We start from the raw sequence: 21,447 nt of genomic DNA, 5'->3' as shown, positions 1-21,447 counted from the left end.
ATTATTAGATTTACTTTTTAGGTCAATTATTTATGCTTTACGACTACGTTAATTTTATTTCATCCAGTAAATCAGCAATCATCACTCTTAAACCTAAATTACACGCATGAAAATGACTGCATGATGCAGTTTTAACTTTTCTACTGAGTAATTTTAGGTTTATGCTAATAGCTTTTCACAATTACTTATATTAGCTCGCCGTTTTCTGCTTAAGTTTTCACAATAACTTGCTTGTGAGGTCGGCCTGCCTACTGCGCCGTGAAATACGCGTGTAAATTGTGTAGCGAGTTTTAACCAGTTTTCAGAGGAAATATTGACTCTTTCGAGTAAGGGTAAGTGTGTACTTTCAATATACCCTCGTTTGTCCTATCGTATACAACGCCCTGTTAACTCAACAAGTTCAAGGTACGATTTAAGCTCAAACGGTAGCCCTTTTAGCATGATTTGACGTGGCATGCCTGCAAAGCGGAGCAATTTTTTCGGTTGCTTGCCTTCTTTTGCGCATGTTAAGCGTAGTTGAGCGCTGGTATGGTCAGATTCTTCTGATGTATTTGCAATTTTGGCTCTGATGGGGTTTAAATCTACATACGCCATGCAGGCCGACAATGCAGCTTCATCCAATAATGCTTGTGAGCTAAATCGTCCCTCCCACAAATTTATAGGGAATAAATTTGAATGCCTTGGCAGCCCGAAGGGTGAGCGCTATGGATGGCAGCGAATAAAACCTACCAGTGCAGTTATCTTCTTTATTTGCTCTGCGGGCTATGCTTTCATTTAATAATCGCATAAACCAACTAATACTTGATAGACGCTCTCGATATTCCTTTACCGTTTGATTAAAAAAGATAAGTTCAGCTTTACTTAGCTCTTCACCTTGTATGTGTTTTTGCGTGAGTACAGTGCCTTTACAAAGTTTATGCCAGCGAATAACAATTGCTTTGTCATTCAGCCGATTCGCTTTTTTATCATCAATATACAGGACTAAATGGGTGTACTTCAGGCATCCTGCCTTCCGCCCTCCGGACCAGCTGCGCTGTTGTAAAATGTTCCAACATTTTGCTGGTTACTCTTAACAGCATAAGCACAAACGTCAATACAAAATATCTTGGCTAACTCTAGCAGTTTGTCTTCAACCCATCCTCTGCGGTGCTCGTAAGATTGACCAGTAAAATGGTCTTCACCGCACAAAAAAGCACGCCGAACACAGCGTGATATACAGTGGTAGTACTTTGTATCAACCAAACTTACTTGACGCTTTCTTGCGATTGCCATAAGACCCCCCTGCTTGTTTTCACACTTATGAAAGCCTAGTACTTAGTTCGCCAAACTGCAAAAATTAGAGTGGGTGTCTAGTTTATTCCACTTGAATAGCTTCGGAATTAAAGCTTGCAAACCCTAATACTTGTGCAATCCGTAGATCTAATTCAGCAACTATTGGGTGGCTTTGGTTATTTAAATAACATGTTTTGCTTGTTCTAAATGCATCGTCTCCATTGGAAACCGTGACCGTGGACGGAACCAATGCCGTATCCATGAGAGACATAACTACATTACATTCATGACTGCTCATAAAATTATCTATAATATACATCTGCGCTTTTTTAGTATTAACTTTAAGTGCGCTGGAGTTATTAATTAGTCTTGGATTGGTTAGGTTATTAAAATCTAGGCTGATCGGGTAATTTTTTCCCATGATATTTTTCACGTCAGCCAAAGGGACTCCGCCAGAGCACATTAGTTGAACCATTTCCTCCAAACAGCATCCTCGAAGTAAATTTTCTTTATACCAATCAACCCATGAGGTCTGTTTTGTATCCATAGTTTACCTACCCTACCGACAGTTGATGTTTTTTGTACAACGCTTCTAAATAAACTAAACGTAAATAACCTCAAAAATAAAGATTTTTACGATTCTATTACTAATTAAGAAAGTCTATGGTAGTAGCCCTTCCGCAAATTCAAGAAACTTATATGTGCCCATTATTTTACCACTTATATACCTATCTACCAGTGAATCTCCATTGAAATGATGCAACTAACAGCTGAACTAATGGTGGTGAACTAACAGTAACACCCATAATCCACATTGAATTGGGTAATTTTTGTCTGTCTCATATTATTCTACCGATCAATCTCCTCCCTACATATCCACCACCTAAAAGAACTAAAGGTGCTGCAACAATATCTAAAACATTACCTTGCAGTTGACGACCCCATAGGCTTTGGCTTGAGTATTATTACCTCTTGTTGATTTACTCGCTAAACCACTAACTATCGAATTCCCCAAAGCATTGCCAAACGCATCGGCTAGCTTAAGTAGCTAACCTAATTTGCTTGGCTGTTCCTTTTAATTTTATGCCTGTCCTTTTATTGCATTTAATTTTATGCCTGTACTTTTTTTGTCCATGTTAAACGTTTATTGAAATCTACTACGAATCCATAACTCTAAACCTAAAAGCAAGAAGGCGCATATTGCGACCCCAACCCACACGCCAAAGCCTATAAAAAATGAAAAGAATATTAAAAAGAATGTCAATGAATCAGGAAGAACCCTGTGCACTTTAAAGGAAAGGTCTTCTTTTTTATAGTATTCATCTAGCTCTTGTTGCAGTTTATCGTTGATAAAGTACCACTTTAGAATTATGCGAGTAGTGATATAACTTACAACAAAGAGTATTGCTGTCGGAGTGGTAAAGTTTTTACTATGCACCCTTCCGTAATCATATGGCCAATTCGCGATAATTGTATCCAAAAGGTCAGCAGCCAAGACCAGTTGGAATACACTAGCCATCAAAACCATCGAAATTGGAAAGCTAATAGTCTTCAAAGCCGAAAAATATGCATTAACCTCAGGAGCATTGACTTCCACATTCTTTTTTATAAAGTAATAGTAATACGTAAATAGTTTCATATAGTTGGGATAAGGAGCGTCTTGGCTCCTTACTCATTTCCTTAAAATTTATGGTTGCTTACGGATATAAAGTTCATAATGCAGCTCAGGACTAATATCCATAACTCTCTGTTGTTGATCCGCATGACTGTACATCAACTTAGTCCAACCAGATCGCGTTTCTCCTGCATATTGACCATACTGAATGGTATAATCAGGAGTTAGCTGCACAGCTAAATCAGCAGCCGTATAAACAGCTCCAACAGGATTGAATCGTGTTAAATAGCTTCCCTTGGAGAGCAAGCTTGGTGCGGCGGCAGCTAAATCCACTCCGACTTTACCAAGCTCTCTAAACCCATCTCCAAAATCCCAGCCATCAGCATCAGTTGCATATGAGTAATAAGCTCCCCCACCAGACAAGCCTAAAGAGAGCAAGCCGAGCCCTTGGCCAAAATCATTTACCAATGGAGCCGTTTTCTGAGTGTCTATAGAATAATCAAACACTACGGTTGACTTGCTTGGATCATAAATTCTATCGAAATAACTGCCCACGATTCCGCCTGTTAATGTTTGGCCCTTACCCAAAGTTGATCCCCATCCTTTCTTAGCCATTGCCTCCAACGAGTAAACCCCAAGACCTGCCGCATTTAATCTACTAGAGGTATCATTAATTAACTTGCCAAATTCACTTTGAACTTGTGGCTTAGTTTCATTTGAAAGAGGCATTACATACCCATCACGCCAAGGCCCCGGTGTTAAAGGCTGACTCATATCCTGCCAATCAATGGAACCTATTAGTGAGCTTTCAAGGTCAAAGGCTTGCGGCACTCTACCCATTGACGTGGTATTTCTATCGATCCAAGCTTGATTGTTGGCTATAAGTGATTGAGTACGTTGCACGCTTTGTGCTTTCGTTGCTAAATCACTGTTTAACTGCTGCCTAATCATATTTGAGTGATTAACCAAACGATTGAATCTATCAAACGATGTAATTGGGCGTGTCGCATTCTCAATTGAGTTTGCGGCGGTTGCTAAGCTGTAATACGCATCATCAGATAAGCTATCAAGGCCACCTGCCGCTTCTAGTCGATTCCATCTTTCAAGGGCATTTTCAGGGTTAATATCCACTGCGCCTTGTGAAGCAGGTGTTCCACTCGTCGTGCCAACAGGTTGCGTTTGACCAGAGCGTTTTGGACTTGTCGTAGCGGTATTTGCTGATTTTGGTGCACTGCTTAAACCACTAACAATCCCATTCCCCAATGCATTGCCCAATGCATTGCCAAATGCATCGGCTTGTTTAGGTTCCTAGCCAATTCATTATTTTATTTCAATTTTTAAAATACATAACGTCGGCAATGTTGCATTTTCGTACAGCTTATCTACATAGACAATTTCAAGCTCTTCACCTATGTGAGGCTCTAACTCACTTTTAAGTGAACCATTAAAGCAGCCAAACTCAGCAATATGATTTATAGGTCCAATACTCTCAAGCTTAAATCTTTCAAATTCGAGTATTTCAGCTAAAGCAACAGCGTTTGTAGGAGGCTTATAATAGTTGTGGTTATCTTGCTGATAAGTCGCAATCAAGCGACCTTTTATAGTACTTACTCTATTATTTTCAACCATATTCTGATAGGCGTTAACTTGAACTATACCTTTCTTCAATTCATATAGTGCAAAACTAAAATAACCCAACGGCAGTAATAAAAAAACTTATATTTTCCAGAAAAAAATTTAAGGGGTATATATGTAAAAACACCCATGAATACCAAGGCGATCATTATTTGAAATGATATGTATAAAAATTCGAAAATCTTTGAAAACTCGTAAATCATTTTGAAAAGGGAGTTGCACTCATCTACAACTCCCATTACTCCTATTTATTAATTATTTTTCAAATTTGGAAGTGAAATTTCTGACTCTCGAGGCTTTGCTAAATGCTCTAAGGTTACATCCATTCCCTTATATATAGAATTATTAATCACCTTAATTCCAACATTTTGAGAGGCCCAAAGCAATTGACCAACAACTCCCCAATTGCTTTCATACGGCCTTATAGGGCTGTTCTGATAGGTTATATCAGTACCCAATTTATTACCGCCGTGAGTTATATCTAGACCAAACTCAAACCCTCTAACCCCAACTGGGCCTTTATTTGTAAGTGCAGCGCCTATCTCATAATCAAATGCTAATCCTACATCTGGTAGCTGCTTTCCTAACAAGCGAGCTTTGTTAAAAGAGATTAAGTCTATACTAGGCCCACCTGTAATCATTTCACCGTAAACTATATCTCTCGCATGTAGTCCTTCACCATCTAATACACTGAAATTCAGGCCTCCTGACCAATCAGAGCCACCTAAACCACCACCATATTCCTTAGCTAGATGCTGAAATGCTACGTTGCCTTTATTGTCAAATGCGAATGATGCTGCAAAGCCGATATCGAATTTTCCAAAGTATGGTAATTTACCCCACAGTGAAAATCCAAACTCAGTCTCAACTGACGCTGGCCTATCATTATGATGAATAGCATCCCAAAAACCTCTTTTTTCATTCGCTTCAGCCAGCTTACGAGCTTCGTACGCTTCTTTGCCTTCGGTTCCATATTTCATGAAATCATCAATAGGGTCATTTGACACATACAGCTCATCCGAAGGTATAAAGTTCCCCTCTGCATCGTAGATACCATCTCGGTTATAACCAAGCATATTATCAATGTCATCGAGAAGTGAATCGCTTCGTTCTGTTAAGTTTTCAACATCTTGAATAAATTCTGAATCGCTAGGCTTATTATTGGATTTTGGAGACTTACTTAAACCACTCACAATCGAGTTCCCCAATGCATTGCCAAACGCATCGGCTAGCTTAAATATCTAGCCGATGTGTTTTAAAACTATGTTCAATCCTACTTATTCAACAAACCTACATCACAGTTTATTGCATAATTATTTGAGTAATCTTCAGCTTTTCCATCTATATTTTGTTCTACGAGTTGAATCGAATATGCCTCTTTGCTATTAACGGCCATAGTTAATTTGGCAACGTTTGCAACTTTAATCACGAGCCTGCCATTATCTTCAGCAATAGGTTTTGATATACTACGTTTTGATATATGGCGATATTTTGTAAGGCAATCATAAAATTGGCCTAACCTCCCTGTATAAGGTACATTAACAAACCTCTGATCCAGAACTTCATATTCTGTGTTAATATTCCAAGTACTGATCACTCCGATTGCAGTGTCTGGCATTGATTTTATAATCAAAAAGAATGACCCGCCGACTAGCATAGTACATATTAATAAAGACTTACCCATCTTATTTAGCGCCATAGTTTATTCCCTATACCTCCAAATGTGACATAGTCACCATAGCCAAAGTGAGCAAAACCTGAAGGGTTCACTTTAGGGCTATATACGGAAGCACCATAAAGTTCTTTTGTAAATTGATATCCATTTATGTTTCCTTGAGCGGCTTGTATTTGTGCGAGTTCATAAGTTTTACCGCTTACATTATAGGACGCACCTTGTAATGTATATTTACCACTTAATGCATTGTGATAATCAGAAGTGGTAAATATTGTTGTTTCTGAACCAATACTCCAAGACGGAGATGGTAAGCCTAGTTTTGAGCCTATTTCTCCACTTCCATAGAACCCACCATTAAAACTCATATTATTGAAATCTAGTGATCCCCATAAGCCAATTGGCGTTAGCGCCCATCTAGTACCTACATCACCCGATACAGCGATACCTGAAGCTATTGTTAACCCGCCATTTCGCTTAGCTTCGTGGTAAATCTGTTTTCCAACTCTATGCATATCATTGATAACATTGTTGCTACCTGTTAACGACTTCTGAGCAAAATTAATTCCTCGATCAATAAGGAAGTCTCCGGCACCAATTTGGGCGCCGCCGTAAAGCATTGTTCTAGTAGCGGCTAGTCTAGTTGAACCGTGTATCAAGCTAAATGCGCCTTGTGATAGCTTTAAAGCACCCGCACCCATTAACCTCATTCCAGCATACCCGAAGCCTGTTAACATTAGAGGAGCAGCCACAATGTCTAAAACATCATTTTTCAGTTCTCTATTCCATTTAGAATACTGATTACTTGCGATGCCTTGCCACTGCTCTGCAGTCATATAGTCAGCACTAAAACCGGACATATTAGCTATGCGCTGTGCTCTACCAGCATTGTAATTGTGGATACCGCTCACTACTCCAGCATCAAATGCTTGGTCACGCCTAACTTTGGCATCCAATCGATTTTTAGCATAACCATGTGCGAGTTCGTTAACTGGGCTACCAACTAAGAACTCCGATACATCATTCATTGACGCACTGTAATCGAAGAAGCCTCGCTCAGTACCATTTGATAAATAAAATCCAGACGTTGTATCAGGGTTACTTGAACCGTGACTTGGTAATGAACCATCATCGGTAATTTTATTTAATGAAACAGCACCACCCTTTGATTGAGCAATCGCTTGCGCTGCTGCAAATTTAGCTTCATTTTCAGATTTACCTAATGAAATTTCTCGTTCAAATACTACGTTACCAAGTTGTGCTGCTTTGTTGGTATTAGCTTGAGTTTGCTTGCTCTGCATTCCAGCAACAATCGAGTTCCCCAACGCATTGCCAAACGCATCGGCTAAAAGGTTTAGGTTAGATCTTCTGTATTTCTAAAATACACACATCATTTTTTTCACCTAAATACTTAACCTTGATGTAATCTCCTTTCGTCAATTTTGGCTTATAAGATAAACAACTAGTACTGTATAAATGAAATTTAAACCTATGGCCTGTAATATTTAAAGTTGCAATACGCCCATCATCACTTATAGATTGGTAGCTTCCTTCAGCACTAGAATAACTCCCAGTCAAATTCATAATATTTACCGTCAAGTGATATACAAACACACACAATGGAAAAGTCCCTAGTACAAAGGAAGCTATAGCTAAATATTTTACCTTCTGCTTCTTAACAAGCAGGTCATGGGACCAAATATATTTAGAAAACAAAAATAAAAACGCACTTGGCACAATCACTAAAGGCCAAGACAAGTCAAGTAAACTAATTTCATATATCATCAAAAAAACCCAAAAAATTTGGGGCACTATTTGGCCCCAACAATATTAGTCATGGAAAATATCTAATAAATTATATGCAACACGACCTATTACATTGGGCTGTGTTGTGAACCCAGAAGCCGCGTACTCATAAGTTTTTCCGATTGCTAGTTTCTCTAGCCCAAATGCTTTGTACATTGGTGAAGCGTTAAATTCGTAAAGTCCTTTCCAACCTACAGAGCCACCAACATACCCTCCCTTGAAATGGTAAAGATTTTCTGCTGGCATTACATTTGGTTTATTACCAAAGTCCCAGTATGCTCCATTCTGGGTATAACCGTTCTCGTAACCACCAAAAATATCTACAGGTCTAGCCTTCAGCAGGGTTCCAAGTTTTGAATTTTTATCAACAAAAACATCTACAATTGAAACATCTGCCGTGGTAGAAATTGATTCACCAGTTCCAAGCGCAAAACTATCAGCCCCATAACCTTTAACCTGTCCAAGTGCTGCACTTATGTTTGCTGAAATATCACTTGTTAAAGTAGCTGTAACTCCTCCAGTGAATGTAAAGCGTCCAAAGCTGTCAACAGTGGCACTTAGACCAAAACCAGTTTCAAACATTGGGATATTCCCAGCAATATTCAACTCCGTTTCAATTGCATTAGATTGACCTGTTGGCCCAAAGAAAATATCATTAGCTTTATTTCCAATTGCTGTAACTTTATCAAATGCGTATTTTTGAACCGGATTCAGTTCTTTATAGAACTGATTAAATTTATTTCGTTGCTGCTGACCCCAAGCTATATTTCCCTCAACATCAACGCCCTTGAGTAAATCAACACCGATTTTATCACGGTTTCTAACACCCGCAGCATACATGGCTTCACCACGCGCTACACCTTTCGCAAAAGCAGCTTCCGCACTTGCTTGAATACCCGCGATCTGATTTCGATGCCTACTTTCTAGTGCGCTTGCTTGTGATGACAATGAAGCACTCAACCCATTCGCGCTATCAACCACTCTCTGCTGCCTTGAAGCTCTTCTCGCCTCATCTGCCGCAAACTGTGCATTGGCATCAATTTGTAAATTACGATTATTCGCCCAAATCATGCGGTCAACTGAAGCATCAACACCCTGCATCGTAGTGTTAAGTGACTTGTTTAAATTAGTTGCAAGTTGCCCGTCAATTTTACGCGCTGTATCCGCAGTGAGTTTTTGACCCATTACTTCAATGTAACGATTACGGTTATTTTTCTCCGCTTCAGAGCGTTGGATTCCGCCTACAATACTGTTCCCAAGCGCATTGCCAAAGGCATCGGCTAGCGTTGTAAGCTAGCCGAAAAATGTTATGAGGTTTTATTTAGTAAGGATAACTGACAATTAACTGCAACAGCTACTCCAACCTTTCCTGAGCCTGATAAAGGCACATTCATAAGCTTAACAACTTCATTGTCAACCAAGCTAACATCAAGTAAATGTTTTTCATCAATTAACAAATATCTATCGCTAAAAAGGCCTTCTTTTGTCGCCCTCCACTTTTCTCCCCCTCGAAACAACGTCATACAATTGTAAAAGTCTCCAAGCTTTCCCTTTTCTAAAACTTTATTTTTATTGTCATCAAACAATGAATAAGTAGAACTATCATTTATTTCATCCAACATGAACTCATACTGATCATGCGATTGTGTTATGAAAGCGGCAACCACACCTAATAGGATGATCACTCCATAAAAAAAATATCGAGTATTTTCCTTAGCCATATCTTTTACCACCATTTATGAACGTTAAATACATCACCACTTCCGCCTTTAATATAACCATTGCCATTTGAGAACTTAGGAAGGATTTTGGTAGCATCGAAATCTCTGGTATAGGTAATTTGTAAACCATGATGTTCACCACCTTTGGTACGCACAACACCAATATCTATTGTTTGAAGCCCTAAAGAAGCAGCACCTCCGGCTATACCATAATCACCTTGTAACGCTTTTTGATATTTGGGAGTCATATAAAGGGATAGTTCTACACCAACATGCGCTTCTGGTACTGGTATCCCAAAGTTCGCAGCAACTTCTGTACTCCTATAGTTGCCTGTTGTTAATGACCAATTATTAAGATCTACCGCGAGGAACCTACCTAAAGCAGCATCAGCACCAGCCCCAGTACTGGCGCCGCCAGTTCCACCATAAGCAACTACAAAGCCACCATTTTCTTTGATCATTTTGCCAGCATTAGATGCAACACCAATAAAACTTTGATTAAACGCTTCTCGACGTTGCTGACCCCAAGCGATATTACCTTCAACATCAACTCCTGCAAACAAATCATTCTGAATTGGTTGGAACTTGCTAAACTCATCCGCAACCATTTGATTACCACGCTGATAACGTGCGTTTATTTGCTCGCCATAAACTAGTGTATTCAATGCGCGATTATATTTATTCAGCTCATGCTGGTAACTCACTGATTGAATATTCGCTTGTATTAAATCAGAGTAAGCATTTGTTGATGTAACAACCCGATTTCTTCTTGCTAGGTTAGACGCATCTTCGCTTGCAAACGATGCTTGAGCATCAATCGCGTTATTACGATTAATCGCCCACAGCATACGGTCAACTGAAGCATCCAAACCCTGCATCGTAGTGTTAAGCGAATTGTTTAAGTTCGTCGCTAACTGCCCATCTATTTTACGCGCTGTATCCGCAGTGAGTTTTTGACCCATCGCTTCAATATAACGATTGCGGTTATTTTTCTCTGTTTCAGAGCGTTGGATTCCGCTTACAATACTATTCCCCAACGCATTGCCAAACGCATCCGTTGCAACATTACCAAAGTTCCAACTCGCTTGATTACCAAACAGCTTATCTGCACCATATTGGATACCGGATTGGATAATACCATTGATTGGGTTAATTATCCCCTTGCCAATAGCGCCATAATCTCCTGGCGCGACTGCCGACGTTACCGCTGACGCCGCCACATTACCCCAACAGAAACTAGCTTGATTACCCACCAATTTATTTGCCGCAACTGAGCTAATGGCTGATGTAGCACCCATTACCGTCTTACCAGCTGTTTTTAGCGTTTTTAATCCTGTTACCGCATCGATAGATTTTTTACCATTGTTTGCCCAATCTGCTCCTTGTAAATATTGACCCATTCCCGCCGTTGCACCTGCCGTTAAGCCAGATGCTAATGCGCCTTTCAATGAAAAACTATCTACCGCCCCCATCGCTTTACCTACAACCTGAGAAGCGACAGAGCCAACGAATCCACCAATCGCGGCTGCTGCAACACCTAAGGCTCCTGCGGCTGCTCCCGTTCCTACAGCGGCTCCGCCCAATACTGCCATACCAGCACCCATCGTGGTTGTCGCACCCGCAACGCCTCCCATCGCCGCAGCTGCCGCACCTGCCGTCGCTATCGTTGCCACCACGGCCACTGCTATCATCACAATAGAAGCAACCGCATTACAGCCCGCTTCTGGTGGCGGTGGAATGTACAGGAGTGATGGGTCGGTGTTACCTACGATTTCACCCAAGTTCATTGGCTTGAAGTTATCGTGGCTGTTAAAGTTATTCGCTCTGGCGGGAATATCCAGCATCACCCCTTCTAATAACTCAGACCCCGCCCCTAAGCCATTTACATCGGCAATCACGTACCATAGGTCTTCACTGCCGTAATACAACTTGGCAATACCTTTCAAAGTATCGCCGCTTTGCACTTGGTGACGTGCCATAATACTGGCGTCATTGGCACCTGGGGCTTTAAAGTGCTGTTCTTTTATTGAGTTTGAACCCGACTTATTGATTTCACCTAGATAATTGCTGCCACTGTATAAGTGATAACTCCCCATGCCACGGCCTGCATAGTCTGTATCTTCTGTAAAACCAACATTCCTTGCAACCGTGCTTTCCCAGTCAACTGGCTGCCCTGTCATAGGGTTGTATGAAGTCCGTTTTGTCACTAAATCAGCGTTAGTTAATAGCCGCCTTTGCTCACCAGTCACTTTAGATAATAACTTGCCTTCTGCATCAAAGCGCATATAACGTGCATTGACATTTTTATCGCCTGTGTACCTTGAGTCTGTAATATGCTCTTCAATACGAGTGCGATTACCATTGGCATCATAGCTTGAACGCGTTTGTGCATCTTGCAAATGCTGACTGTCTTTATGCGAGTTATCACCAGAACCAAAGGTCACACTATCTAAATAGGTGTCTCTGCCTTCATACTGTTCATTAAAGCGGTGCACTAATTGATTTACACCATTGGGTAAATCGCTCTTTTGATAATACGCATATGAATCAACCCTTCCCGCAACTTTGTATTTATAATCTTGTGAAATGGATTGCGTACGTAGACTTGACGCTGTCCAAGGCGACGACGCATATATCGTACGGCTTATCCCTTCATACTTATTTGGGATCGCCTCTTCTAACTTACGGCGTAAATCAACCTCTACTTTCTTTTGCTCAACCCTGACTACTTCACCTGCTTGGTTATACTTTGTGGTGGTGCTTTGCTTAATTGCGCCTCCATAAAATACAGTCACAGCCCAATCTGGCTCTCCCTGTCGCCCCTCAAATGGAATGTAAAGGCTTGCATTAGCATGATAATAATCACGATTTTCTGTCACTCGACCCACAGCATCATACTCAAACTGTGTATTGACTCGCCAGTTCGCATGATTAGGCGTATTGGAAAGGGTCGCTCGTGCATCGTATAAATTAGCATCTGTTTTATTTAAATAGTCATTAACCTCTGCCACTTGGCCCCAGCTGTTATAAATAAACTGCTGTGCACCTCGGCTATTCGCACCAACAAGCACCGACTGCTGACCTGCTTTATATATAGATAGGTTCGAGGTTCGAGGTTCGAGGTTCGAGGTTCGAGGTTCGAGGTTCGAGGTTCGAGGTATTTAAAAACCTTAAGTTTAATATCGCAAGGTTTTTATATCCGTAGCAGCGGGTTCACCCCGCGTCGGGTTTAGGTTCAAGGTTTTAGGGATTAGGGGTTAGGTTTTAAGCCCGCAACCCGAAGCTCGCCGCCCGCTAAACGCTGACGCCCGCAACCTGACAGCATATTCCAAACACAAAAAAGCCCGCAGCGTTAACTGCGGGCTTTTTTATTGAATGAGTGAGTTAGCCGGTAAGTTAACAGGCAGACTTTGTTATAAACATATAAATCAACACGTTAGAATTTTATGCAAGTGTAAATATACAGGCTTTGGCACAGTATTTGGCACAGTTCCAATTACGTATTAAGGTTTTAATAAAAGCCTTTTGAGCTTTTGTATCTCAGCTAATGACTCGCCTATTAATTTATCACCAAAACCTTTTACTTCAATCTTAGCAAGATTTCGAGTTAGCATCTTCTTCTCACTAGAATTATTAAGAGTAGATCTCAATCCAACCACGCCTATATATTTTAAAGCATTCATTTCATCATGGGTAAAGTATTCATTATCAGTATTACGATACATTCTTACTTTGCTTGATTTTTCAAGAATACTACAAATGTTTTTTAGCTGAATCCTTAAACCGTTTATTTTAGGTCTTTTAAATTGAACTTCAATTCTGTTAAGTGAATCCGAGCTATTAGAGCCTTGTTGTAAAGACTTATTATAAACTTGCAATCTAAACTCACTCGCACCAACTACCTTTGTTTCCATGACTGATTCACTATTAAAATAGTTACTTAACTTAGAAGAACCACTTATATTCAATATGGTATCTTTAACTGAATCCCCTCTAAAATCTAATGCAAAGTCAACTCTAGAAATTAATGATTCATTGACTATCTTACTATAGCGCTTACCAGTTAATGACTTTAATCTAGAGAAGAAATGTCTAGTATACTTCTCACTTGTAAATGCTGGGTTCCATCTTACCTTTAAGTAGTTACGCGCCTTACCCTTTGGAGAATAATCAATATAAAAATGTTCAGCTTTGTTAAAAGCTTTTCGCTTATAATAACGGCACCCCTGTTTTTTCTTAGAACGCTGCTCTATTAAATCTTCATTCAGAAGCTCATTAATTAACTTCTTTGCATGTCTTTTTTTACTTTTAAAGTTATAGCAAAAAAATCAAGATGGCTTGAAGACTCAACTCCATAAAAATTTTTTAGTGCTTTTTTGTTTTTAGCTTTATTTTTTACAACATTATGTATCTTTGGGTGCTTGAATGAATTTTCTTTTTTCAAGTATTTATAAGTGTCTAAGCTCCAAAAAACACAGTCAATATTTTGATAGTTATAACCATAGGTCGAAATAAACTGATCAATTGAGAACTTTTTAACTTCATTTTCACTTATAGAAAACGTGTATATTTGGTTGTTTTGTTCAGTAACAGCATCTACTAACGATAAACTAATTGAAGGTTCATCTAACTCATTATGTCCAACTAACCTGATGTTATAATTGAGTAATTTATCTGTATTTCTCATATTCAGTCCTATCTTTTAATGTGGACTTACTTTTTACAGATTTAAATTATTAAGGTTCCAAGCAAAGATCCCTTACGTTCCCAAATAGTATTAATTTAAATATACTTGACATGTAAACGTTCCAGAACTAACGTTTAGTTAATTCGTTTCGGAACGAGCAAATTCAAAAAAACGTTCCAGAACTAAATGAAAAATAATTCGTTCCGAAACTAATCAAGTCATAAAAAAGTTCCAGAACGAAATGAATATATTAAACAGGTAGCATTTAGAATGAATAAGAAAAATATTAAAATTTGGGAATGGTACATTTCACATAATGAGCTATACAATAAGGATATTGAGCCAAAGTTAAAAGTTGAAATAAGAAAAACCAAAGAGGTTATATCAAAATATTCAACAGCAAAAATCAAAAACATAGACAATATAATTGAAATATTAACATCATCAAAAGAGCCTAAAAAATCATTAGAAAATGAGTTAGAAAAGGAGTTCACGGGGTTAAAAAACATTTTCAACCGAGTTAAGCCACTTTTAAGGACACTAGAAAAAAGTACTTGGGATAATTATCTAGCTAGAATAAGAAAATTAAAATTCAATAATAAAAGAATAACAATATCTATAAACAAAGATATTTATTTTAGATTAAGGAAAAAGCTAAATATAGAAGGACATATAGAGGAATCTAAATACCACGATCATCTTTTTGAGCAATTAATAACAGAATTAGGGAAGGCTGAAGAGTTAAAGCCAATAATACTAAAAGAAAGAAAGCTTGGTAAGTCTAGAGTATCAACTGTAAGACCGATTACAAAAAAGTAGTATATTTAAAACCAGCTTTAAAATTATATCAACCAAGCAAATTGACTTGTTTCACTCAAAATTAATACGCTTTACTTTTAATGTAGATAAGCCAAATAAATATAAGGTTATCAGTTGAAAAAAGCTAGGCTTAATCAACAAGTTAAAATTTAATATTTCGGGATTATCACCTATAATAAAGAAGGTAATTAATACGCAATACGTCAGAATAGAACACCCAATAAGAGTACCAAAACAAGCAAAATCATTATTTGGTAATTTGTCATTCAATCTTCGAATAAGTCCCAGCCACCACCAAAGAAAAATATAAACAAGAATAACAATTAACGGAATAAATACTGACATCAGCGAAATTGGATTTTGAATAAGCCCTAAGCTTTCGTTAAATAATGAGAGCAAAGATATAGTTCCAAAAATAACTAATAGCATGAATACACTCGGCTTTTCTGTATTTTTAAGAGCTGAACCAATCATAAGTGGACTCCTAAGAACGCATTACTGGAAACTACCGTTAACATACTAAAATTTATAACAATAAATATCTGGAAACGCATTTCAATAATTAATTTATTAATAACTTACTTAAAGACAGTATCCTTTACAATCAATTTATATTGGCGAATGTTGAGAGCTGATTGATTTAATAAGTGGTAGATTTTAAACTTAAGCTTGCGATACCCTTTCCTATTGTAATTAAAAAATGTTACAGCCATGTTAGATTATAAAAGCCCCAGTGTTATCAAGCCATTCGCATCGTTCTCAACCAATTGACTTAAAAAAGCTCCTTTACTATATAAGTGCAGCTATGAGTTAGAACATATAATGCCTGACTTAACTAAAAACCTATGCGCCGTTTACAATCGCCTTTTAATTTCTGCTCTTCAAACAAAAACTCTAATACTTCTCTTGATGTTGGCGCTTTATTCAAAAAACGCATTTTTCGTGCTATTACGCTAAAATCACCTGGAGTTATACGATCTAAACCAGCCAATTTAGCGCTCTCACTTTTAGCCAAGTTTTTTTGCCTGTTAACTTTAATATCATTCGTGATACTTGTTCAGGTGTTAAGTAATCCAGCTCCAGTTTAAAATCACAACGGCGTAATAGGGCTTTATCTAAACGCTTTTTAAAGTTGGTAGCTGCAAAGAAAGGAAGTTCAAACATTTCAAGGTTACATAATAATTGGTTTACGGATTGAACCTCCCAGCTGTTTGTGGCGCCCTCACGGCTTGAAAATAAGCTGTCGGCTTCATCAATAAATATAGCCGCACCTTCTTCTGTAGCCTGTATAAATAAGTTCTTTATATTTTGCTCACTCTCCCCCACCCATTTACTTAAAATATCTGAAGCCTGAATACTAATTAGCTCAAAATCAGCTTCTTGGCATACATGGTTAACAAATGCTGTTTTACCAGTACCCGCAGGGCCAAATAGTAAGGTTCTTGCACCATGATGGTTATTAAGAGCGTTGGTTATATCATTAAGGTTAGAAAACGAACCCTTTAAGTTAATATTGGTATGGTCAAACTTCAGCTCTGGTTTGTAATGCATTTGGTTTAAATCAATACCCGATGCAACCATTACCCCTTCAACATACGAATCTATAAACTCTTGAGCTGCTTCACTCTTATAACCACATAAACTAGCCCCATGGCTGGCTTTACTTATATTCGCCAAGCTTAGGTGTTTGTTCGAAACCACCTTTTCAATAAAGCTTTGGCTTACTTTTAGCTCATTAAAGTACCCTAGGGCATGTTCTAAACGCTTTTCCTTCGTTAGCTGGGGCATTTCAAGTACAAAATCAAAACGCCGCACACAACTCTCAGGGATATCTTCAATATGGTTCGTTATCCATATGGCTGCACCATTAGGTTCTTCAATTAAGCTATGCAAAAGCTCTTTTGGTTCACTAGAACCAAACATGTTTACATCGAATATATCTTCACACTCATCTATAAGTAACACTCCATCACGACGATCCCCCATTAACCTACGCGCCATAGATAAGTTATGAATGCGGTAGCTAGTTGAAGACTTAGTACCTAATTGTCTTTCAACTTGTGCATCAACTTCAGAGCTAGATTTAACTTTCATTAAAACTAGGCCGGCATTACTACATAAAGACTTAGCTAATTCAGATTTACCCGTACCAACGGCCCCATATATCAATATATTTAAGCCATTATTACTTGATCTCTGCCAACCATTTAATAGGCTTTTTAGGTGTAACGTATCCCTATGGCCAAAAGAGCTTAACTTGTAACTAGCTGGCTCTTCATTTTTTAAAAATAATCCTAATGCATCTTTAGTCTTGTATTGTTGGCTAGTAAATAAATAATGGGCAAGTGATTTAGGGAGTAATGGTAGCTCATAGTCAAAAATACGGTTTTTATATAATCCAATCGATTCAAGTGCTTCTAAACACTCCTCCAACTCAATCTCTCCAAGCCCCAATAACACAGTGAATGCATCTGAATATGAATACGCAGATTTAGTAATAAATTGCTCTATAGACCTGAAAATGGTTGGTTTGAGAGTACCAACAATAATAAACTCAATAAGGGAGCTAGCGTTAGTTGGTAGTCCAATACTTTTGCTAAAATAACGGCTGTTTTTTGAAAGTAATTTTTGGTCAAAGTCTGTAGTTATCTCAATAAATGAGGCATATAGTTCATCCAGATCAACAGGTAAATTTGATCTTTTTGAGCCTGATAGTTGCTGTACTTCCCTAGGGCTATATTGTTCAAACGTATCATCATCAAATAAGCCTGATTCTATTAACTTGATACCATAATGGCTTGTAAATTGGCTTATTAGTAACTTATTCATAATCACCACATCCATTCACAGATAAAGTATTAACGGCGCGCTTTAAACTGTCCACGCCACGTTTATCGTATAACTGTGTGGTAGTAATGCTTTTATGCCCTGCCAGCTTACTCACAGTTGAAATATCCACACCATTAGCCAATAGTGATGAAATATAAGTTCGCCTCATGTCATGAGGGGTAAACTTCTCCCCTAAAACATGATTAGTTCTGGCCGTTACAACGCTATATATAGTTTCAGGTGAAATACCACGAGCTTGAATAGCTTTATCATTCAAAACCACACAAAATAATGGCCCCTCGTTTTTACCACGTACCATTAACCATGAACTTAAAAACTCTAATACCCACACTGGTAAGTACTGTGTTCTAGTACGGTTTCCTTTTCCCTTATGGATAACAACTAGCTGATCAGCCATTGAAAAGTCACTAAGCTTTAAAGCCGAAACTTCAGATCTCCTTAATCCAGCACCAGCCATTAAAGCCAATAATGCAATATCACGTGTGCTAATAATTGAAGATGGTGTATAGGGCTGCTTTAATATGCTTTTTAGCTGTGTGGCTGTAAGTGACTTACCTTTTAGGCTTGGTTCTATATGGGGAAGCTTAAGAATATTAAACTTTTCTAGTTCGTGCTGCTCAATTAAATTCATTAAAAAAGCCGTTTTAGCTATGGCTTTAATAACTTGAAAAGTAAGTTGGATAGTTCTAGCTGACTTATTATTGAGTACTAAGCTTTGTTTAAGAGTAGATAACTGCTCAAAGCTTAACTTGTGAAGTGGTAATGCGACTAGCTTATCATGCAATAATAAAGTGTTTTTAACACTTTTTATCAGTGAAATAACAGCCTTTCGTCCTGTTGGTGCTAAGTTATTTAAGTAGCATTCTGTAGGTGTGTAATTAGACATAGTAGATACCTCTTATACATAAACGTATAGTCGGTATACATGACTAACTACTTAAAACCAGAGCTGTTTTTGACTAATATCTACGAGTGTTACTAGTTCATCTCTGAGCCTTATTAAGTGAACTTATTCATTGATTAGAGTAGGATGTAGTCTTTAAAATCTCAAAAATTAACTTTCAAGGAATGAGCTATGGGCTTGAAGTCTATTAAAATAAATAACTTACTCTCATTTGACAACTTTGTTATTAATGACTTCAAAGATATCAACTGCATTATTGGAAAAAATAATTCAGGAAAATCTAACCTCCTTAAGTTAATTGACTACTTTTATAAAAAAATGGACGGTGAGCAAGCCATTCCACCTAAATTAAACTCTGAATACACTCCTACAGGCTCTATTAGCTTAGGTTTTGACATAACACGCTTAAAAAAAGTTGTTACATCCAATCGTAAAAAAAGTGACTATCAAAGACATATTTATAATACCTTGTTCACTGGTGAGTTTAATAAAGGTTTTGTATTTCCTTTCGCTGGCAGCAGCAACTTTACAGAAAAGCAGCCCTATATAGAGGTTACACTTACAATTAGAAAAGATGATTCAATCTTCTGGTCAATAAAAGACCATGAAATATTGAAAATAATAAGTAGGGTATACCCTTTCTTTTCGATCGACACTCGGAAAATAGAGTTATATGACTGGAGAAAATTATGGTCATTGATAAGTAAAGTTAAGTTTTTAAACACAAGGTCTCTAAAGAAAGAAGACGTTGTTAATTTCTTAAACGATAAAATATCTGCAAAAAGTGGGTCATATAAAGATTATATTGAAAAAATCGATGATATAACGGAAAGGAGTGACTATAGCTACCAAGAGCGAGTTTTAAGTTATGTCAAGGTTGGCTTGGGAGGCCAAAATTTCAATATAGATGGTATGGATTTGGAATTTCACTCTGATGGGACTAACTCACATAAATATTTAGAACTATTTCTTAGTTTAATCATAGCACTAACTAGGCGAGAATTTGTTACTCCTTCAGTTTATATAGATGAACCAGAAATAGGTTTACATCCAAAAAGGAATGAAGAATTAATTTATAGACTTCATGAAATCTACTTTTTATATAAAAAAAGTGAAGAAGGAAAACAAAAAAATAAATATGCTACCCCCTACCCTAAAATAATATTTTCTACCCACTCACCTAATATAGTCAAACAGTTAGTTAGACTGTTCGAAGGAGAAGAAGAACACCAGCTATTGCATTTTTCTAAAAAAAGAAAGCATCAACTAAAGTGACAACTTTAAATACACATTTCCCAGACAAGCGTTTTATTAATATTTTTTCAGATAATGAAGCTAGACTTTTTTTAGTGACTACATCTTATTTGTTGAAGGTGAAACTGAATTAGAAATTTTTGGAAACCAAAAATTAATGGAGCTATTTCCACGGCTGCGTCTTGTTGATACTTATAAAACTAATAAAGTAATGCTCAACTCTATTAACCCTCGCTCTGCAAATGTAGCAATACCTTACCTTGTTATCTATGACGCAGATAAGTTACTAAAATATGATTTTCCTAAATCAACATTAACTTTCAGGAATGATACCGTCGATCTATATGAACTAGCCAAACCTTATAAGTTTTCTATCTATGGGAGCAAAAAGTATACGCAAGGTGCAAACATCAAATACTTAATTAGTCATGACAAAAACGAAAAAAACTCGAACGAAGATAAAACTGACTACGAAATTTTCAAATACAATGAATTCATTAAAAGAATCAACATTACGACTTTAAGAACATTAAACACCTACTTTTTTCAACAACAATAGAAGGTGCGCTAATTAATAAGAAAACAATTAAAATATTCTATAAGTGGTTATTTAATGAATACTTATATACAGCATGTGTTGGTGGAAGTGGAGACGTAAATAAAACTATAGATACTCTATACCCTAAGCTCGGCTCACATATGAATATAAAACAGGTATTTAAAAGTATATTTAAGTTCCCTCCATTCAGAGGCAAACTAACAACTTCTAGTATCTCCAAGTCTAGAAAAGTAAGAGTATCTTATATAAAAGATTTAATCGTTCAGATAAAGGCTTTACAACTTAGCGAAGACGAGTTGATTACTATATTTAGGCTTGTATTCAATGGGAAAACAAATCTTCTGGAGGGTCGTGATAATGAAAACTATCAATATGTATCTGAGAAAATTTCTAATGCAGTCACTCTTATTTCTAATGAACTCAACTCAACATACCCACATAAAATTGCAAAAACAGGCGGCTGGGTTACTAGCTTTATAAATTTTAGTTTTAATTATTTAATAAAAATGACTAATAAAAATCAAACTAACCTCCAAGCAGAATTTGAGAATACATTTATGGAGCTATCTGTTATTCTTAAGAAAGTTTCCGCTTCGATAGAGTAGGGACTTACGCTAATATAGGTAAGTGAGTGCTAGACACTCCTAGCCCAT

General features: G+C 37.6%; 21 protein-coding genes and 1 pseudogene. 4 read left to right on the top strand and 18 right to left on the bottom strand.

Features of this window, described 5'->3' with window-relative positions; translation table 11 throughout:
• Positions 1-159 precede the first annotated feature (159 nt).
• The 14 genes and pseudogenes from AC0L7Q_RS01935 to AC0L7Q_RS01870 all read right to left on the bottom strand — a co-directional run bounded on the left by AC0L7Q_RS01935 (position 160) and on the right by AC0L7Q_RS01870 (position 14,408).
• Positions 160-1,272, bottom strand: a pseudogene (locus AC0L7Q_RS01935) (transposase).
• An 82-nt stretch (positions 1,273-1,354) separates the two neighbouring features.
• Positions 1,355-1,819 carry a prolyl 4-hydroxylase family protein gene (locus AC0L7Q_RS01930; protein WP_409424629.1) on the bottom strand — a complete coding sequence of 155 codons (465 nt, stop codon included), beginning with the start codon at positions 1,817-1,819 and terminating at the stop codon, positions 1,355-1,357.
• Between the two features lie 597 nt (positions 1,820-2,416).
• Complete coding sequence (locus AC0L7Q_RS01925; RefSeq protein ID WP_409424628.1) at positions 2,417-2,869, bottom strand: hypothetical protein; 453 nt, start codon at positions 2,867-2,869, stop codon at positions 2,417-2,419.
• Between the two features lie 90 nt (positions 2,870-2,959).
• Positions 2,960-4,162 carry a hypothetical protein gene (locus tag AC0L7Q_RS01920; protein WP_409424627.1) on the bottom strand — a complete coding sequence of 401 codons (1,203 nt, stop codon included), beginning with the start codon at positions 4,160-4,162 and terminating at the stop codon, positions 2,960-2,962.
• A 45-nt stretch (positions 4,163-4,207) separates the two neighbouring features.
• On the bottom strand, positions 4,208-4,516 hold the full coding sequence (locus tag AC0L7Q_RS01915; protein WP_418157329.1) for a hypothetical protein: 309 nt from the start codon (positions 4,514-4,516) through the stop codon (positions 4,208-4,210).
• Between the two features lie 257 nt (positions 4,517-4,773).
• On the bottom strand, positions 4,774-5,715 hold the full coding sequence (locus tag AC0L7Q_RS01910; RefSeq protein ID WP_409424625.1) for a hypothetical protein: 942 nt from the start codon (positions 5,713-5,715) through the stop codon (positions 4,774-4,776).
• Between the two features lie 80 nt (positions 5,716-5,795).
• Positions 5,796-6,221, bottom strand: coding sequence for a hypothetical protein (locus tag AC0L7Q_RS01905; protein ID WP_409424624.1), 426 nt, complete (start codon positions 6,219-6,221; stop codon positions 5,796-5,798).
• A complete protein-coding gene (locus tag AC0L7Q_RS01900) occupies positions 6,212-7,495 on the bottom strand; it encodes a hypothetical protein (protein WP_409424623.1) in 1,284 nt (427 codons plus the stop codon). The genes AC0L7Q_RS01905 and AC0L7Q_RS01900 overlap by 10 nt, the downstream gene beginning before the upstream one ends.
• Before the next feature lie 58 nt (positions 7,496-7,553).
• On the bottom strand, positions 7,554-7,979 hold the full coding sequence (locus AC0L7Q_RS01895) for a hypothetical protein (RefSeq protein ID WP_409424622.1): 426 nt from the start codon (positions 7,977-7,979) through the stop codon (positions 7,554-7,556).
• Between the two features lie 45 nt (positions 7,980-8,024).
• Positions 8,025-9,185, bottom strand: a complete 1,161-nt coding sequence (locus AC0L7Q_RS01890; RefSeq protein ID WP_409424621.1) for a hypothetical protein — start codon at positions 9,183-9,185, stop codon at positions 8,025-8,027.
• A gap of 122 nt (positions 9,186-9,307) precedes the next feature.
• Complete coding sequence (locus tag AC0L7Q_RS01885; RefSeq protein ID WP_409424620.1) at positions 9,308-9,721, bottom strand: hypothetical protein; 414 nt, start codon at positions 9,719-9,721, stop codon at positions 9,308-9,310.
• Between the two features lie 5 nt (positions 9,722-9,726).
• The gene (locus AC0L7Q_RS01880; protein WP_409424619.1) at positions 9,727-12,792 is read right to left on the bottom strand and encodes a LysM peptidoglycan-binding domain-containing protein; all 3,066 of its coding nucleotides are present in this window, start codon (positions 12,790-12,792) and stop codon (positions 9,727-9,729) included.
• Positions 12,793-13,224: 432 nt separating this feature from the next.
• Complete coding sequence (locus AC0L7Q_RS01875; RefSeq protein WP_418157328.1) at positions 13,225-13,689, bottom strand: hypothetical protein; 465 nt, start codon at positions 13,687-13,689, stop codon at positions 13,225-13,227.
• 311 nt (positions 13,690-14,000) lie between these two features.
• A complete protein-coding gene (locus AC0L7Q_RS01870) occupies positions 14,001-14,408 on the bottom strand; it encodes a hypothetical protein (protein ID WP_409424617.1) in 408 nt (135 codons plus the stop codon).
• A 270-nt stretch (positions 14,409-14,678) separates the two neighbouring features.
• Here AC0L7Q_RS01870 and AC0L7Q_RS01865 point away from each other — a divergent pair, with 270 nt between their 5' ends.
• Positions 14,679-15,227, top strand: a complete 549-nt coding sequence (locus AC0L7Q_RS01865; RefSeq protein WP_409424616.1) for a hypothetical protein — start codon at positions 14,679-14,681, stop codon at positions 15,225-15,227.
• Between the two features lie 51 nt (positions 15,228-15,278).
• Here the strand turns inward: AC0L7Q_RS01865 and AC0L7Q_RS01860 are convergent, their stop codons facing one another.
• The 4 genes from AC0L7Q_RS01860 to AC0L7Q_RS01845 form a co-directional block, all read right to left on the bottom strand.
• Positions 15,279-15,701 carry a hypothetical protein gene (locus tag AC0L7Q_RS01860; RefSeq protein WP_290191824.1) on the bottom strand — a complete coding sequence of 141 codons (423 nt, stop codon included), beginning with the start codon at positions 15,699-15,701 and terminating at the stop codon, positions 15,279-15,281.
• A gap of 361 nt (positions 15,702-16,062) precedes the next feature.
• A complete protein-coding gene (locus AC0L7Q_RS01855; protein WP_473697724.1) occupies positions 16,063-16,218 on the bottom strand; it encodes a hypothetical protein in 156 nt (51 codons plus the stop codon).
• A complete protein-coding gene (locus AC0L7Q_RS01850; protein ID WP_409424615.1) occupies positions 16,206-18,056 on the bottom strand; it encodes an AAA family ATPase in 1,851 nt (616 codons plus the stop codon). The genes AC0L7Q_RS01855 and AC0L7Q_RS01850 overlap by 13 nt, the downstream gene beginning before the upstream one ends.
• On the bottom strand, positions 18,049-18,963 hold the full coding sequence (locus AC0L7Q_RS01845; RefSeq protein ID WP_409424614.1) for a tyrosine-type recombinase/integrase: 915 nt from the start codon (positions 18,961-18,963) through the stop codon (positions 18,049-18,051). Before AC0L7Q_RS01845 ends, AC0L7Q_RS01850 begins: the two co-directional genes overlap by 8 nt.
• Before the next feature lie 189 nt (positions 18,964-19,152).
• On the opposite strand from AC0L7Q_RS01845, the gene AC0L7Q_RS01840 reads away from it, so the two are divergent.
• From AC0L7Q_RS01840 to AC0L7Q_RS01830, 3 genes are all read left to right on the top strand, one after another.
• Positions 19,153-20,256: a retron Eco8 family effector endonuclease gene (locus AC0L7Q_RS01840; protein ID WP_409424613.1), complete on the top strand. Its 1,104-nt coding sequence runs from the start codon at positions 19,153-19,155 to the stop codon at positions 20,254-20,256.
• A 136-nt stretch (positions 20,257-20,392) separates the two neighbouring features.
• Positions 20,393-20,794 (top strand): hypothetical protein, encoded by a 402-nt coding sequence (locus AC0L7Q_RS01835; protein WP_409424612.1) that lies wholly within the window; start codon positions 20,393-20,395, stop codon positions 20,792-20,794.
• Between the two features lie 140 nt (positions 20,795-20,934).
• Positions 20,935-21,399 carry a hypothetical protein gene (locus AC0L7Q_RS01830; protein WP_409424611.1) on the top strand — a complete coding sequence of 155 codons (465 nt, stop codon included), beginning with the start codon at positions 20,935-20,937 and terminating at the stop codon, positions 21,397-21,399.
• Positions 21,400-21,447 lie beyond the last annotated feature (48 nt).

Source organism: Pseudoalteromonas sp. KJ63-1 (assembly GCF_055808145.1).
Note: the sequence above shows the minus strand (reverse complement) of the source record. Positions and strands in the feature narration are given on the sequence as shown.